This window comes from Pontimicrobium sp. IMCC45349, from assembly GCF_047219225.1.
In the GTDB taxonomy this organism is placed as follows: domain Bacteria; phylum Bacteroidota; class Bacteroidia; order Flavobacteriales; family Flavobacteriaceae; genus IMCC45349.
In genome coordinates, this window is the sequence record NZ_CP178208.1 from 1853266 (window position 1) to 1869702 (window position 16437).

Here is a 16437-nt window from a genome sequence, read left to right on the forward strand (position 1 = left end):
AATTAGTATGTTTTATTAGCTTCAAAAGCTTTAATAGTTTCTTTTTTACTTAAAAGGTAATCAATGTCATCATAACCATTGATTAAGCAGGTTTTTTTATAAGCATCTATTTGAAAATGTTCTTTATGGTTGTTATTTTCAATACTTATTGTTTGTGCTTCTAGATTAACTTTAAGAGTTGTTTGAGGGTTGTTTTTTATGGCAGAAAATAATTCTGATAAATATTCTGGAGTTACTTGAATAGGAAGTATGCCATTATTCAATGCATTGCCTTTAAAAATATCGGCAAAAAAGCTAGATACAACTACTTTAAAACCATATCCTGAAATAGCCCAAGCTGCATGCTCTCGACTTGAACCACAACCAAAATTATCACCAGCAACTAAGATGCTTCCTGAAAATTTAGAGTTATTCATTACAAAATCTGAATTTAAAGAACCATCTTTATGGTATCTCCAATCTCTAAAAACATTATCGCCAAAACCTTTTCGATTAGTCGCTTTTAAAAAACGTGCAGGTATTATTTGATCAGTATCTACATTCTCTATCTCTAAAGGAACTGCTGTCGATGTTAGTGTTACAAACTTTTCCATTTAGTTTAAGTGTTTAGTAATATCAATAATTTTTCCTTCTACTGCAGTAGCTGCTGCTATAAGTGGACTTGCTAATATGGTTCTAGAACCAGGTCCTTGTCTACCTTCAAAATTTCTATTAGATGTTGATACACAATATTCGCCTTGAGGAATCTTATCATCATTCATGGCTAAACATGCTGAACAACCAGGTTGTCTTAATTCAAATCCAGCTGATTCAAAAATAGCTTTTAACCCTTCATCTTCAATTTGTGTTTCTACTTGCTTGCTTCCTGGAACTAACCAAGCAGTTACATTGTTGGCTTTTTGTTTACCTTTAATGTATTGTGCAGCGACTCTAAAATCTTCTATTCTTGAGTTTGTGCAGCTGCCTATAAACACGTAATTAATTGGTTTATTTATTAAAGATTCTCCAGCTTTAAAATTCATATAGTCTAAAGACTTTTTAAAGGAGGTGTTTTCTTCAGTTGGAATGGTGTCAGAAATTTTAATTCCCATTCCTGGATTAGTACCATAAGTAACCATTGGTTCTATATCTTCAGCATCAAAAAAGTACTCTTTGTCAAATGTAGCGTCTTCATCAGTTGGTAGTGTTTTCCAATAGGCTACTTTTTTGTCAAATACTTCTCCTTTAGGTGCAAATTCTCGGTTTTTTACATATTCAAAAGTAGTTTCATCAGGAGCAATCATACCACCACGAGCTCCCATTTCTATACTCATATTACAAACAGTCATACGGCCTTCCATACTCATGTTTTCAAAAACATCGCCAGCATATTCGCAGAAATATCCTGTACCTGAATTTGTGCCTAGTTTTGAAATGATATAAAGAATAACATCTTTTGGGAGTACTCCTTTTTTAAGTGTTCCGTTAACAGTTACTCGTAAACTTTTAGGTTTTTCTAATAGTAAACATTGACTTGCAAAAACTTGTGCTACTTGACTAGTGCCAATACCAAATGCTATAGTGCCAAAAGCGCCATGAGTTGAGGTGTGACTATCTCCACAAACCATTGTCATTCCTGGTTGTGTGATGCCTAATTCTGGAGCCATGACATGCACGATGCCATTGTATTTATGTCCAAGTTCGTAAAGTGTAATTTTATTCTTTTTACAATTTTTAGAGAGTTGTGCTAACTGGTTTCTTGATAACTCATCCTTAATAGGTAAGTGTTGATTTTGAGTGGGTGTATTATGATCTGCAGTAGCAACAATTTGTTGAGGTCTAAAAACAGGAATTCCGCGTTCTTCTAATTCATTAAAAGCTTGCGGACTTGTTACTTCGTGTATTAAATGTTTGTCTATATATAAAACTTGAGGACCATCTTGAACGGAGTCGACGACGTGTGCATCCCAAACTTTGTCAAATAATGTCTTTGCCATTAAGCTGTAATAATTACGTTATAAACCTTACTAGTTTCTATAATTTGATGAATATCGTTGTCATTTATCTCTTTCTTTTTATCTGCAAAAGATAAAAAGTTAGAATAGACTTCATCTAGTTGTAATTTGGTTAATTCGTAACCAACATTTTTTGCTCTGTATGCTAATGCAGCTCTTCCGCTTCTTGCTGTTAATACAATAGCAGATTCTGTTACACCAACAGCTTTAGGGTCAATAATCTCATAAGTTTCTCGGTTTTTTATTACACCATCTTGATGTATGCCTGAGCTGTGAGCAAATGCATTTGCGCCAACAATAGCTTTATTAGGTTGGGTGTATATTCCCATACTATCTGATACTAATTGGCTTAAACCATAAAGCATTTCTGTTTTAATATTAGTATCTAAATTAAGGTAAGGATGCTGTTTTAAAATCATCACTACTTCTTCTAAAGCAGTATTTCCAGCGCGTTCACCAATACCATTAATAGTACATTCTATTTGACGCGCACCATTTATAACACCTTCAATAGAGTTAGCTGTAGCGAGCCCTAAATCGTTATGGCAGTGACAAGATAAAATTGCTTTTTCAATACCTTTTACGTTTTCTTTTAGGTATTTGATTTTAGCACCATATTCATGCGGTAAACAATATCCAGTTGTGTCTGGGATGTTTAAAACAGTTGCTCCCGCTTTTATAGCTGCTTCACATACACGAGCTAAGTAATCGTTATCAGTTCTGCCTGCATCTTCGGCATAAAATTCTACATCTTCAACAAATGATTTAGCATAACTAACTGCTTTAAATGCGCGTTCTAAGATATCTGCTCTGTTTGATTTGAATTTATGTATAATATGTGAGTCCGAAGTTCCAATTCCAGTATGTATTCTCGGTTTCTTGGCGTATTTAAGAGCTTCAGCAGCAACTTTAATATCGTTTTTGACCGAACGTGTCAATCCGCAAACTGTAGCATTTTTTACAATTTTAGAAATTTCTTCAACCGATTTAAAGTCTCCAGGACTCGACACAGGAAAACCAGCTTCGATAACATCGACACCTAAATTGTCAAGCTTTCTAGCAATAACAAGTTTTTGTTCTGTGTTTAATTTACATCCAGGAACTTGTTCACCATCTCTTAGTGTTGTATCAAATATTTGTACGTTAGAATCTGACATTTATCAAAATAAATTTTCTATTTGAATTACGAATTTATATTTTGGGTTTATCTAACAGCTTGTTTTTTAAGTTGTTTTTACGATGTTTAATTAATATATTTTTTGTGTAATTATCAGAAAATCAATTAAATATAATAAATTTTATGCCTATAGCTAAAGAGCAAAAAGATAATTTATTTGTACTTGTAAAGTCGCTGTCAAAATCAGAAAAAAGACAGTTTAAACTTTATGTAGGTCGCTTGGGTGTAAATGAAGATTCAAAATTTTTGACGCTTTTTAATATTTTGGATAAGCTTCATGTTTATGATGAAGAAGCAATTCTTAAAAAAGGGTTTGTTAAAAAACAGCAGTTATCTAATGTAAAGGCTCATTTGTATAAACAGATTTTAATTAGCCTTAGATTAAATCCTTCACATCAAAATGTTAGAATTCAAATTAGAGAACAATTAGACTTTGCTACTATACTTTATCATAAAGGTTTATATAAACAAAGTTTAAAGATATTAGATAAGGCAAAATCTCTAGCAATTGTAAATGAAGAAAAGAATATTGCTTATGAAATTATTGAGCTTGAAAAGGTTATTGAATCTCAGTATATTACTAGAAGTATAAGTAGTAGAGCAGATGAGTTGACAATTCAAGCCAAAGAGTTGAGTCAACAAAATGTACTTGCTAGTAAATTGTCTAATTTATCATTGCAGCTTTATGGTATATTTTTAAAAACTGGTTATGTAAAAAATGATGAAGAATACCATTGGGTTACAAATTATTTTAATGATAGGATGCCAGTTTATGATATTCATAAGCTTGGTTTTAGAGAAAAGCTGTGGCTATATAAATCATATTTATGGTACAGTTTTTTAATTCAAGATTTTTTGTCATGCTATAAATATGCTAGAAAATGGGTGGATTTGTTTTATGATAATCCAAACATGATTAAGTTAAATCCAGTTTTCTTTTTAAGAGGAAATCAGTATTTGTTAGAAGCATTGTTCTTTACTAGAAATCATAAAAAATTCAAGAACGCTTTATTAGAATTAGAAACAGTTTCTAATAAAAAATGGTTTCCAAATGATGATAATGTAGAGAGTTTAAAATTTCTGTATATATATTCAAATAAGTTTAATCTTCACTTTATGGAAGGTACTTTTAAAGAAGGTTTGCCTTTAATTGATGAAGTTATTACAGGAATAAATAAGCACAAATCAAGATTGGATGCACACCACATTATGGTGTTTTATTATAAAATTGCGAGTCTTTATTTTGGAATTGGAGAAAACAGAAAGTGTATTGCTTATTTAGAAAAAATAATTAGTAATAAATCTTTAGCAATGCGTGAAGACTTGTTGTGTTTCTCTAGGATTTTAAACTTAGTGGCACATTATGAAGCTGGATTAGATTATAATTTAGATGCACTTATAAAAAGTACATTTAAGTTTTTAATTAAAATGGAAGATTTATATGAAGTGCAAAAAGAAATGATTAAGTTTTTAAAAGGTCTTGGTGATATATATCCTCACGAGATAAGGAGAGAGTTTATTAAACTTCACGATAAATTATTACAATTTGAAGACCATCCTTATGAACGAAGAGCGTTTTTATATTTAGATGTTATTTCGTGGCTAAAGAGTAGAATAGAAAATAAATCGGTTGATTTAATTATTAGAGAAAAATTTATCGAATCAAATAAATAAAATTAAAAATTTTAGAAAAATATTTGGTTATTAAATATTTCTTTTTGAATATTTGCGCTCACAAAGTTCAAACAACTTATTGAAATGTTATCAAGAAAGGTGGAGGGATTAGACCCCGTGAAGCCTTAGCAACCCTTTATTCGTAAAGAAGGTGCTAAATTCTACTAAATTATTTAGATAGATAACCTTAACAGTACTTGTATTCATGAGTACTGCTTTTTCTTTTTAACATTTTTCTATTAAGTACGTCAATATTGACGCATTTGGCTTTTGGTTTAATCGTGCTATTTGTTAAGTGAGATTAAGTAAGAGGAAACGAATAGATTTTTTGATTAAACAAGAAAGAAAAATTTAGCATAGCATTAGCTACGGTTAATTTTTATTTTGAAGTATAAGCGAAAAAGATGCTTTTTACTCCATTAATCTTGTTTGGCGAATAGCACATATCTATTAACTCAAAAAATTAGAAAAATGAGTGCTCAAAAATTCGCAACCCAAGCGTTGCATGCAGGACACGATGTGTCACAAAATGCTGGAACAAGAGCTGTTCCAATTTACCAATCAACAGCTTATGTGTTTAATGATTCCGATCATGCAGCCAATTTATTTTCGTTAGCAGAAGCAGGAAACATTTACACGAGAATTAACAACCCAACAAATGATATTTTAGAACAACGTTTGGCTGCACTTGAAGGTGGAATTGCTGCAGTTGTTACATCGTCTGGCACAGCTGCTATTGCTACAAGTTTATTAACACTACTTAAAGCTGGAGATCATATTGTAGCATCCAATAGCTTGTATGGTGGCACCTATAATTTGCTTAGTGTTACCTTACCTAGACACGGCATAACAACAACATTTGTAGATCCTTCTAATCCTGAAAATTTCAAGAATGCTACACAAGAAAACACACGTGTATTCTTTATTGAATCTTTAGGAAATCCTAAACTCGATGTTTTAGATATTGAGGCAATTTCAAAAGAAGCAAAAGCTTTTAAAGTACCATTAATAGTAGATAATACAGTTGCAACGCCATACTTGTTAAATCCTATTGAGTATGGTGCTAATATAGTTATACACTCTCTTACCAAATATATAAATGGTAATGGTACAGCTTTAGGAGGTGTTATTATTGACGCAGGGACTTTTGATTGGACAAATGGAAAGTTTCCTGAATTTACCGAACCATCTTCTGGATATCATGGACTCGTTTATAGTGAAGCATTAGAGGCCGCTGCATTTATTGCTAAAGTTAGAATAGAAGGGTTGAGAGATTATGGAGCTGCATTAAGTCCTTTTAATGCATTTCAAATTATTCAAGGATTAGAAACTTTAGAGTTGAGAATTAAGAAACATAGTAGTAATGCACTCCAGTTAGCTAAGTGGTTGCAAGAACAACCACAAGTAAATTGGGTTAATTATCCAGGATTAGAAACAAGTAAGTATAAACATTTAGCTAATAAATACCTTCCAAAAGGACAAAGTGGTATTGTAACATTTGGAGTAGATGGAGGTTATGAATCTGCTAAGAAAGTAGCAGACTCAACAAAGCTATTTTCGTTATTAGCAAATATTGGAGATACAAAGTCATTAATTATCCATCCAGCTAGTACAACACATCAACAGTTAAGTGATGAAGCTCAAGAATCAACTGGAGTTACAAAGGATTTAATTCGTTTATCAGTAGGATTAGAAAATATAGACGATTTAAAAGCAGATTTAAAAGCTGTTTTTGAAACCATTTCTAAACCAGTTTTAGCTTAAAAAAGTGAATTCTAATTTACATCATATAAAAATCCTCAATTACCAAACGGTTAGCCAAAAGCCTGTAAAACAAATTAACTTAAGTTATCAGGTTTTTGGTAAGCCTATTGGAATTGCGCCAATAGTGTTGGTAAATCATGCCTTAACGGGAAATAGTAATGTTTCTGGAGAAAATGGCTGGTGGAAAGCTATTATTGGAGATTCAAAAGTAATAGACACTTCTAGTTTTACAGTATTAGCTTTTAATATTCCAGGAAATGGTTTTGATGGATTTGAAATCACAAACTATAAAGATTTTGTTGCTCGTGATATAGCGCGTTTATTCTTAATAGGATTAGAAAGGTTAAATATTAAAAAGCTATTTGCTTTAATTGGAGGTTCTTTAGGAGGCGGAATAGCATGGGAAATGGCTGTAATAAATCCGAAGATTACAGAACATTTAATTGTAACTGCAACCGATTGGAAATCTACCGATTGGTTAATTGCTAATTGTCAAATACAAGAACAGTTTCTAACTAATTCTAGCAATCCAGTACATGATGCAAGAATGCATGCAATGCTATGCTACAGAACGCCAAAATCTTTTAAGGAGCGCTTTCAGCGTTCTAAAAATGAAGATTTAGAAATTTTTAATGTAGAAAGTTGGCTATTGCATCATGGAAAGAAACTTCAAGAGCGTTTTCAATTATCTGCTTATAGGTTGATGAACCAATTACTTAAAACCATAGATATTACTAGAGATAGAGCAGTTGGAGTTGAAGTGTTAGAGCTTATAGAGGCTAACATTCATATTATAGGTGTAGATTCTGATTTGTTTTTTACAGCAGAAGAAAATAGAGAAACACAAAAACAGTTAGCGTTATCACATCCTAATGTAACGTATAACGAAATTAATTCAGTTCATGGTCATGATGCTTTTTTAATAGAGTATCCTCAATTAGAAAAAATTATTGAAGCCATTTTTCGAACTGATGCAAAACAAAAGAAAATGAAAATATTAAAGTTTGGTGGAAAATCTTTAGCTAATGGAGAAGGATTAGACAGAGCCATAAATATTATAGAAAATAAAGTTGTTAATGGAGATAAAATAGGTGTTGTTATTTCGGCAAGAGGCGACTCTACAAATCAATTAGAATCTATTTTAGAAAAAGCAGCAAGCAAACAAAATTATGAATCGCAGTGGTTGGCTTTTAAAAAATATCAAGAAGCTCCATATTCTAAAACTGACTTTTCAGAAGAATATAAAGCATTAGAAGATATTTTTGAAGGTGTAAAATTGCTTGGAGATTATAGCAACAAAATTAAAGACCAAGTATTAGCTTATGGTGAGTTGTTTTCAGTAAAACAGGTGACTAAGATTTTAAATGAAAGAAATATTAATGCCAAAGCAACTGATGCAAGACAACTTATAAAAACCGAAGGTGAGTTTGGAAATTCACAACCATTAGAGCAAGTTTCGAGAGAAAATGTACAAGCATATTTTAAGAAGTATAATGGTTCAACAGTAAATGTGGTAACAGGTTTTATTGGTTCAAATCAAGAAAATGAAACAACTACTTTAGGAAGAAATGGTAGTAATTATACAGCGTCATTATTGGCAAATTATTTAGATGCTGATGAGCTGCAAAACTTCACTCATGTAAATGGTATATATACTGCAAATCCAGACTTAGTACCTAATGCAAAAAAGATTAAAGAATTGTCCTTTAATGAAGCTAACGAACTTGCAAATTTTGGAGCTAACATACTACATGCAAAAACGATTATTCCGTTACTAGAAAAAAACATAAATCTTAGAATTTTAAACACCTTTAATCCTAATGATGAAGGCACTTTAATTACAGCTAAACGCACCAAAAAAGAAGTAACCTCTCTATCTGTATTAGATAATGTTGCCTTAATAAATCTTGAGGGAAGAGGGCTGTTAGGAAAAGTAGGAATAGATGCTAGAATTTTTAAAGCGTTAAGTCTTCAAGATATAAGCGTGAGTATTATTTCACAAGGATCTTCAGAGAGAGGAATAGGACTAATTATTGACGCTGATAAAGCTACACAAGCAGTAATTGCTTTAGAAAGAGAATTTGAAAATGATTTTTATTCTAAAGATGTAAACAGCATTGAGATTATTGACGATGTAGCTGTAGTATCCATTATTGGTATGGAGTTAAGTTCATTTCATAAACCGTTTAATGCATTAATTAAAAATCAAATCACTCCATTGTTGTTTAATAATACTGTAACTGGTAAAAATGTAAGCTTAGTGGTTAATAAAAAGCAATTACACAAAGCAGTAAATGTGATTCATGGTGAGATTTTTGACTTATCTAAGAAGGTGAATATTGCAGTTTTTGGACATGGTTTGGTTGGTAGTGCTTTAATTAATCAAGTATTAAATTCAAAGGCAGAAATAGAAAACAGAAAAGGTATTGAGCTAAATATTTTTGCAATTGCTAATTCAAAGCAAGTAATATTAAACAAAGAAGGCGTTGACAATAGTTGGCAAGAACAACTTAATTCAAATGATAACTCATATAATATTGAAGATGTTATTGATTATGCACAAACGCATCATTTAGAAAACTTAATTGCTGTTGATAATACAGCAAGCAAAGATTTTCATGAAAACTATGAAAAACTGGTTAAGGCTGGTTTTGATTTAGTGTCTTCAAATAAAATAGCAAATACAATTTCGCATGATTTTTATACACAATTAAGACAAACACTAAAAACTAATAAAAAAGAGTATTTATATGAAACAACAGTTGGTGCAGGTTTACCATTAATAGATACTATAAAATTATTGCATGAATCAGGTGAAAATATAACGCGTATTAGAGGTGTGTTTTCGGGTACATTAAGTTATCTTTTTAATACGTTCTCAAGTACTGAAAAATTATTTAGTACAATCATTAAAGAAACTGTAGAAAAAGGATTTACAGAGCCAGATCCTCGAGAGGATTTCTCAGGAAATGATGTAGCAAGAAAGTTATTAATTCTAGCTCGCGAATTAGATTTAAAAAATGAGTTTAGTGATATTGAAGTAGAAAATTTAATTCCTGAAAAATTACAAGGAATATCAACAACCCAATTCTTAAATAGTTTAGAAGATTTAGATAAAGATTTTCAAAAAATAAAGTATAGTCAAAAACAAAACCATGTATTAAGATACGTAGGTGATTTGTATGGCGATTTATCGCAAAACAAAGGTAAATTAAAAGTGCAGTTGGTTTCTATACCTAATGATAGTGCCTTAGGACAAGTAAAAGGGTCTGATGCCATTTTCGAAATTTTTACAGAGTCTTATGGAGAAAATCCAATTGTAATTCAAGGAGCAGGAGCAGGAGCTCAAGTCACAGCTAGAGGTGTTTTTGGAGATATTTTACGATTATCAAAAACTATTAATTAACATGAAGTATTTCGAAACAGAAGCAATTAGAACACAAGCAGAACGTTCACAGTTTTCAGAGCATTCAACTCCATTGTACCTAACTTCAAGTTTTATATTTGATGATGCGGAGGACATGCGTGCTTCTTTTGCAGAGGAAAAAGAGAAGAATCTTTATAGCAGGTTTTCAAACCCAAATACATCTGAGTTTGTTGAGAAAGTATGTAAGTTAGAAGGAGCAGAAAGCGGTTATGCTTTTGCAACAGGAATGGCTGCTATTTTTTCAACTCTTGGAGCTTTATTAAATGCTGGAGATCATGTTGTGTCTTGTCGCTCGGTTTTTGGCTCATCTCATACTTTGTTCACTAAGTTTTTTCCTAAATGGAATATTTCAACTAGTTATTTTAAGGTAAACGAAGTTGATATAATCGAAAGCTTAATTCAACCAAATACAAAAATATTATTCGCAGAAACACCTACCAATCCAGCTGTTGATATTTTAGATTTAAAATTTTTAGGTGAGATTGCGAAAAAACATAATTTACTATTAGTGATTGATAATTGTTTTGCAACGCCATATTTACAACAACCTATTAAGTTTGGAGCAGATTTAGTAATCCATTCGGCTACCAAACTAATAGATGGTCAAGGCCGCGTACTTGGAGGAATAACGATTGGTAAAGCTAGTTTGATTAGAGAAATTTATCTTTTCTCTAGAAATACAGGACCAGCAATGTCGCCTTTTAATGCTTGGGTTTTGTCAAAAAGTTTAGAAACCCTCTCGGTTAGAGTAGATAGACATTGCGAAAATGCGTTAAAAATAGCAATATTTTTAGAAGATCATCCAAGAGTAGAATTGGTAAAGTATCCTTTTTTGAAATCACATCCTCAGTACAAAATTGCCAAACAGCAAATGAAGTTGGGAGGTAATATTGTTGCTTTTGAAATAAGTGGTGGAATTATTTCTGGAAGACAATTTTTAGACAAAATTAAAATGTGTTCACTCTCAGCTAATCTTGGTGATACCAGAACCATAGTTACACATCCAGCATCCACTACGCATAGTAAATTGAGTACAGAAGATAGGCTAGAAGTGGGAATTACAGCTGGATTAGTAAGAGTGTCTGTTGGATTAGAAAATAGTAAAGATATTATAGACGATTTAAAACAAGCTTTAGAATCATAATCAAATTAAGTATCTTTGTTTTATGCTGTCTAAGAAAACAAAATACGGAATAAAAGCACTTACATTTTTAGCTAAACAGGAGAAAAATTCCTTAACTCAAATTGGAACTATCTCTGAAAGTGAAAATATTTCGCGTAAGTTTCTTGAAAGCATTTTGTTAACCCTCCGTAAAAATGGTTATCTAGGTTCAAAAAAAGGAAAAGGAGGAGGTTATTATTTGTTAAAAGACCCAAAGGATATTCAAATGGTTTCAATTATGAGAATACTTGAAGGACCTATTGCAATGGTACCATGTGTAAGTATGAATTTTTATGAAAAATGCTCAGATTGTCCAGATGAAGCAACATGTTCTGTACATGGATTGATGGTAGAAGTGAGAGATAAAACCCTCGATATATTTAGAAATACCACACTTGCCGATTTAACCAAATAAATTTATCAGTTTATTAAGATTTTACATTAATTATTTAGTTACTTTTGCTTAAATCCTATAAAGTCGATAGGATTTATAGATTATATTATTTTTCATTATGGCATTAGAGTTAGAAACAGCTGCTAGTATAGCAAGCACAAAAACAGCTGCATTAAATAAAAGTTTAGCAGATTTAAATAAGCAATTAAAACATAAAACACCTGATGAAATTATAAAATGGGCTTTATCATTATCAAATAACAAAATCGTTACTACAAGTTTTGGTATTTATTCGGCTGTATTATTAAGTTCAATGTCAAAACATGATAAGAATATTAAAGTGATATGGTGTGATACATTGTATAATCAGCCAAGTACTTACGAACATGCTTCAAAATTAATTCAGAATTATAATTTAAATATTCATAGATATCAATCTTTAAAATCAAAAGAAGAAATTGAAACAACTATTGGTTTCCCATCTCTTGAAGATGATAATCACGATTTGTTTTCAGAAGTCGTAAAGCTAGAGCCTTTTAGACGTGCATTAAATGAGCACCAACCAGATGTTTGGTTCACAAACATTAGAGTGAGACAAACAGCGTATAGAAATTCAAAAGATATTCTAAGTTTTAGTAAAGATGGTATCCTAAAAGTGAGTCCTTTTTATTACTGGAGTGACTACGATTTAGATAATTATATCGAAGTTCATGGACTACCAAAAAATAAAGATTATTTCGATCCAGTAAAAGCTTTGAGTAATAGAGAGTGTGGGATTCATTTTCAATAAACAAACAAAATTTCTTTTATGATTTATATTGAGAGAATTAACCTGATTTTCTCGACTTTTTTAAGCGTATTTATTATGTAAATAAAAAAGTATTCACGTTATTTGTACTCAAGTTCAAACACTTATTGATTGTTATCACGAAAGGCAGAGGGAATAGACCCAATGAAGCCTTAGCAACCCTTTATGTATTTAAAGAAGGTGCTAAATTCTACTAATTTTAATTAGACAGATAACCACAAGTAAATTCTCTTTTACTTTCCTGATGACATATTAATATTAACACAATAATATGTCAAACATACATAAAGCTATACAACAACGTATTTTGGTGCTCGATGGCGCCATGGGAACTATGCTTCAGCAATATAATTTTTCTGAAGAAGATTTTCGCGGTCAACGATTTAAAGACTATAAAATTCCTCTAAAAGGAAATAACGATTTATTGTCCTTAACACAACCAGAAGCGATTACCGAAGTTCATAGAAAATACTTCGAGGCTGGAGCAGATATTGTAGAAACTAATACGTTTTCGGGAACAACTATTGCTATGGCAGACTACCAAATGGAAGATTTGGTATATGAACTCAATTTTGAGTCAGCTAAAATTGCAAAAAAAGTTGCCCAAGAATTCACTAATAAAAACCCTGAAAAACCACGTTTTGTAGCAGGTAGTATTGGTCCAACAAATAGAACAGCTAGTTTATCTCCAGATGTTAATAGACCAGAATTTAGAGCTATAACTTTTGAAGAATTAAGAGTTGCCTACAAACAGCAAGTTGAGTCATTAATTGATGGAGGCGTTGATATACTTTTAGTAGAAACTATTTTTGATACACTTAATGCAAAAGCTGCATTATTTGCTATTGAAGAAGTAAAAGAAGAGCGTAATGTTGATATTCCAATTATGGTGTCTGGTACTATAACAGATGCTTCTGGACGAACATTATCAGGACAAACAGTAGAAGCTTTTTTAACTTCTATATCTCACATTCCATTGTTAAGTGTTGGATTTAATTGTGCTTTAGGTGCAGAACAATTAAATCCTTATTTAAAGCGATTAGCTCACGAATCTGAGTTTTATACATCAGCTCATCCAAATGCTGGATTACCAAATGCATTTGGCGAATACGATCAAACACCACAACAAATGCAAGCCTTAATTGAAGATTATCTTCAAGATGGACTTATTAACATTATAGGAGGTTGTTGCGGAACAAATCCAGAACATATTCAAGCAATTGCGGAAGTAGCAGATAAATATCTACCAAGAAAATTAAACTCAGATGCATAGAAATAAATACCTAACATTATCTGGATTAGAGCCTTTGGTTGTGACACCTGAAAGCAATTTTATAAATGTTGGAGAAAGAACAAATGTTACTGGCTCAAGAAAGTTTTTGAGATTAATTAAAGAAGAAAAATATGATGAAGCATTAGAAGTAGCAAGACATCAAGTAGAAGGTGGTGCGCAAATTATTGACGTTAATATGGACGAAGGTATGTTGGATGGTGTACATGCAATGACCACATTTTTAAACCTTATAGCTTCCGAACCAGATATTGCTAGAGTCCCAATTATGATAGACAGTTCTAAATGGGAAATTATTGAAGCTGGACTCCAAGTAGTTCAAGGTAAATGTGTGGTAAATTCAATTAGCTTAAAAGAAGGAGAAGCAGAGTTTAAAAGACAAGCAAAACTTATAAAACGTTATGGTGCTGCAGTAATAGTAATGGCTTTTGATGAAGTTGGTCAAGCAGATAATTACCAAAGACGCATAGATATTTGTAAACGCTCGTATGATATTCTAGTAAATGAAATTAAGTTTCCACCTCAAGATATCATTTTTGATCCTAATATTTTTCCTGTAGCCACAGGAATGGAAGAACACCGTAAAAATGCTTTAGACTTCTTTAACGCTACTAAGTGGATTAGAGAAAACTTACCTTTTGCAAACGTGTCTGGAGGTGTTAGTAATGTGTCATTTTCATTTAGAGGAAATAATAGTGTTCGAGAAGCAATGCATTCAGCATTTTTATATCATGCTATTAAAAATGGGATGAATTTAGGAATTGTAAATCCAACTATGTTAGAAGTTTATGATGAAATTCCAAAAGATTTATTGGAAAGAGTTGAAGATGTGCTTTTAGATAGAAGAGATGATGCAACCGAACGTTTATTAGAATTTGCAGATTCAGTAAAAGGATTAAAAAAGGAAGAAGAAAACACAGTCCAAGAATGGCGAAAAGAAGACTTACAGTCAAGAATTACACATGCTTTAGTAAAAGGAATTGATACGTTTATAATTGAGGATGTAGAAGAGGCACGTTTAAATTATCAACGACCAATTGAAGTCATAGAAGGGCCTTTAATGGTTGGTATGAATGTAGTTGGCGATTTGTTTGGTGACGGAAAAATGTTCTTGCCTCAAGTTGTAAAGTCTGCTCGTGTAATGAAAAAAGCGGTGGCTTATTTACAACCGTTTATAGAGGCAGAAAAAGATGGAAAAGTTGAGTCTGCTGGAAAAATATTAATGGCAACAGTAAAAGGCGATGTACATGATATTGGTAAAAATATTGTAAGCGTTGTTTTGGGTTGTAATAACTATGAAATTCTGGATTTAGGTGTAATGGTACCTCCAGAAAAAATTATAGAGACTGCTGTAAAGGAAAATGTAGATGTAATTGGATTAAGTGGTTTAATTACACCTTCACTAGATGAAATGGTATATGTGTCTAAAGAAATGAATAAACAAAATTTAGACATTCCGCTTATGATTGGTGGTGCAACAACTTCAAGAGCGCATTCGGCAGTAAAAATTGCACCAAATTATGAGCATACAGTAGTCCATGTTAATGATGCGTCAAGAGCTGTAACTGTAGTTGGAAATTTGCTTCAGGAAAATAATAAGGATTTTAAAAATCAAATTCGAGAAGAGTACAACAAATTTAGAATCCAATTTTTAAATAGAACTAAGAAGAAAGAATATGTATCTATTGAAGAAGCACGAAAAAATAAGTTTAAGATTGATTGGGATGAGGTTGAAATAATTAAACCAAAGGAATTAGGTGTTCAGGAAATTCAAGATTTTGACATTTCTAAACTTGAAGCATATATCGATTGGTCGCCATTTTTTAGGAGTTGGGATTTACACGGAAAGTTTCCAGAAATATTAGAAGATGAGGTTGTAGGAGCACAAGCTTCAGAATTATTTAAAGATGCGCAACAATTATTACAACGTGTGTTTGAAGAAAAACTATTAATAGCAAAAGCAGTTTTTGGACTATTCCCAGCTAATACTATCAATGATGATGATGTTGAGGTTTCTTATGTCAGTTCAAGCGCAGTCGAGAACAAAAAAGAAACCTATAAATTCTTAACCCTTCGTCAACAACTCAAAAAGCGAGAAGGCATCCCTAATTATGCTTTAGCAGATTTTATAGCGCCAAAATCCTCAGGGAGTCAAGATTATATTGGAGCATTTTGTGTGACTGCTGGATTTGGTACACAAGCTTTAGCTCAACAGTTTGAAGAAGATCATGACGATTATAATGCTATTATGATTAAAGCTTTAGCAGATCGTTTGGCTGAAGCCTTTGCAGAATATTTACATAAGGAAGTAAGAACTAAATATTGGAGCTATGCAGCTAACGAAAACTTTACAAACGAAGAGCTAATAAAAGAAAATTATAAAGGTATTCGACCTGCTCCAGGTTATCCAGCTTGTCCAGATCATTTAGAAAAAGAAACCATTTGGGAATTATTAGATGTCGAAAACAAAATAGGAGTAAAGCTTACTGAGAGTTTAGCAATGTGGCCAGCAGCCAGTGTTAGTGGTTACTATTTTGGTAATGAAAATGCTAAGTATTTCGGTTTGGGTAAAATAAAAAATGACCAACTTTTTGACTATGCAAAAAGAAGAGGAATTAGTACAGAAGAAGCTTTAAAATGGCTAAATCCAAACTTAGTTGAGACTTAACAATTTCTTGGAGTTTAACTAATGATTTGGATAATCTAATGCAATAATCTTGTATAGGATTTAAAACATAAAAAATGA

11 protein-coding genes and 2 riboswitches are annotated in these 16437 nt (G+C 31.9%); of the genes, 8 read left to right on the forward strand and 3 right to left on the reverse strand.

Going from position 1 to position 16437, the window contains the following annotated elements:
* Window positions 1-2 precede the first annotated feature (2 nt).
* From leuD to ACLII3_RS08600, 3 genes are read right to left on the reverse strand one after another with little or no spacing between them, the layout of a single operon-like run.
* Window positions 3-593 (reverse strand): 3-isopropylmalate dehydratase small subunit, encoded by a 591-nt coding sequence (gene leuD, locus ACLII3_RS08590; RefSeq protein WP_412983822.1) that lies wholly within the window; start codon window positions 591-593, stop codon window positions 3-5.
* Complete coding sequence (gene leuC, locus ACLII3_RS08595) at window positions 594-1976, reverse strand: 3-isopropylmalate dehydratase large subunit (protein ID WP_412983823.1); 1383 nt, start codon at window positions 1974-1976, stop codon at window positions 594-596.
* Complete coding sequence (locus ACLII3_RS08600; RefSeq protein ID WP_412983824.1) at window positions 1976-3151, reverse strand: 2-isopropylmalate synthase; 1176 nt, start codon at window positions 3149-3151, stop codon at window positions 1976-1978. Before ACLII3_RS08600 ends, leuC begins: the two co-directional genes overlap by 1 nt.
* A gap of 143 nt (window positions 3152-3294) precedes the next feature.
* On the opposite strand from ACLII3_RS08600, the gene ACLII3_RS08605 reads away from it, so the two are divergent.
* The 8 genes from ACLII3_RS08605 to metH all read left to right on the forward strand — a co-directional run bounded on the left by ACLII3_RS08605 (window position 3295) and on the right by metH (window position 16359).
* Window positions 3295-4845 carry a hypothetical protein gene (locus ACLII3_RS08605; protein WP_412983825.1) on the forward strand — a complete coding sequence of 517 codons (1551 nt, stop codon included), beginning with the start codon at window positions 3295-3297 and terminating at the stop codon, window positions 4843-4845.
* 84 nt (window positions 4846-4929) lie between these two features.
* A riboswitch (SAM riboswitch) is annotated at window positions 4930-5033 on the forward strand.
* A 283-nt stretch (window positions 5034-5316) separates the two neighbouring features.
* A complete protein-coding gene (locus tag ACLII3_RS08610) occupies window positions 5317-6609 on the forward strand; it encodes an O-acetylhomoserine aminocarboxypropyltransferase/cysteine synthase family protein (protein ID WP_412983826.1) in 1293 nt (430 codons plus the stop codon).
* Between the two features lie 4 nt (window positions 6610-6613).
* Window positions 6614-10015: a bifunctional aspartate kinase/homoserine dehydrogenase I gene (gene thrA / locus ACLII3_RS08615; RefSeq protein ID WP_412983827.1), complete on the forward strand. Its 3402-nt coding sequence runs from the start codon at window positions 6614-6616 to the stop codon at window positions 10013-10015.
* 1 nt (window position 10016) lies between these two features.
* The gene (locus ACLII3_RS08620; protein ID WP_412983828.1) at window positions 10017-11180 is read left to right on the forward strand and encodes a trans-sulfuration enzyme family protein; all 1164 of its coding nucleotides are present in this window, start codon (window positions 10017-10019) and stop codon (window positions 11178-11180) included.
* 22 nt (window positions 11181-11202) lie between these two features.
* Window positions 11203-11613 carry an RrF2 family transcriptional regulator gene (locus ACLII3_RS08625; protein ID WP_412983829.1) on the forward strand — a complete coding sequence of 137 codons (411 nt, stop codon included), beginning with the start codon at window positions 11203-11205 and terminating at the stop codon, window positions 11611-11613.
* Window positions 11614-11710: 97 nt separating this feature from the next.
* Window positions 11711-12382 (forward strand): phosphoadenosine phosphosulfate reductase family protein, encoded by a 672-nt coding sequence (locus ACLII3_RS08630; RefSeq protein ID WP_412983830.1) that lies wholly within the window; start codon window positions 11711-11713, stop codon window positions 12380-12382.
* Window positions 12383-12511: 129 nt separating this feature from the next.
* A riboswitch (SAM riboswitch) is annotated at window positions 12512-12618 on the forward strand.
* Between the two features lie 53 nt (window positions 12619-12671).
* Complete coding sequence (locus ACLII3_RS08635; protein ID WP_412983831.1) at window positions 12672-13673, forward strand: homocysteine S-methyltransferase family protein; 1002 nt, start codon at window positions 12672-12674, stop codon at window positions 13671-13673.
* Window positions 13666-16359, forward strand: coding sequence for a methionine synthase (gene metH, locus ACLII3_RS08640; protein ID WP_412983832.1), 2694 nt, complete (start codon window positions 13666-13668; stop codon window positions 16357-16359). Before ACLII3_RS08635 ends, metH begins: the two co-directional genes overlap by 8 nt.
* The last annotated feature ends 78 nt before the right edge of the window (window positions 16360-16437 follow it).

What these genes read in the sequence shown, in the direction of transcription:
- leuD (WP_412983822.1), bottom strand. Translation starts at nt 593, where the DNA reads ATGGAAAAGTTTGTAACACTAACATCGACAGCAGTTCCTTTAGAGATA.
- ACLII3_RS08610 (WP_412983826.1), top strand. Translation starts at nt 5,317, where the DNA reads ATGAGTGCTCAAAAATTCGCAACCCAAGCGTTGCATGCAGGACACGAT.
- ACLII3_RS08630 (WP_412983830.1), top strand. Translation starts at nt 11,711, where the DNA reads ATGGCATTAGAGTTAGAAACAGCTGCTAGTATAGCAAGCACAAAAACA.
- ACLII3_RS08605 (WP_412983825.1), top strand. Translation starts at nt 3,295, where the DNA reads ATGCCTATAGCTAAAGAGCAAAAAGATAATTTATTTGTACTTGTAAAG.
- ACLII3_RS08625 (WP_412983829.1), top strand. Translation starts at nt 11,203, where the DNA reads ATGCTGTCTAAGAAAACAAAATACGGAATAAAAGCACTTACATTTTTA.
- leuC (WP_412983823.1), bottom strand. Translation starts at nt 1,976, where the DNA reads ATGGCAAAGACATTATTTGACAAAGTTTGGGATGCACACGTCGTCGAC.
- ACLII3_RS08635 (WP_412983831.1), top strand. Translation starts at nt 12,672, where the DNA reads ATGTCAAACATACATAAAGCTATACAACAACGTATTTTGGTGCTCGAT.
- metH (WP_412983832.1), top strand. Translation starts at nt 13,666, where the DNA reads ATGCATAGAAATAAATACCTAACATTATCTGGATTAGAGCCTTTGGTT.
- ACLII3_RS08620 (WP_412983828.1), top strand. Translation starts at nt 10,017, where the DNA reads ATGAAGTATTTCGAAACAGAAGCAATTAGAACACAAGCAGAACGTTCA.
- ACLII3_RS08600 (WP_412983824.1), bottom strand. Translation starts at nt 3,151, where the DNA reads ATGTCAGATTCTAACGTACAAATATTTGATACAACACTAAGAGATGGT.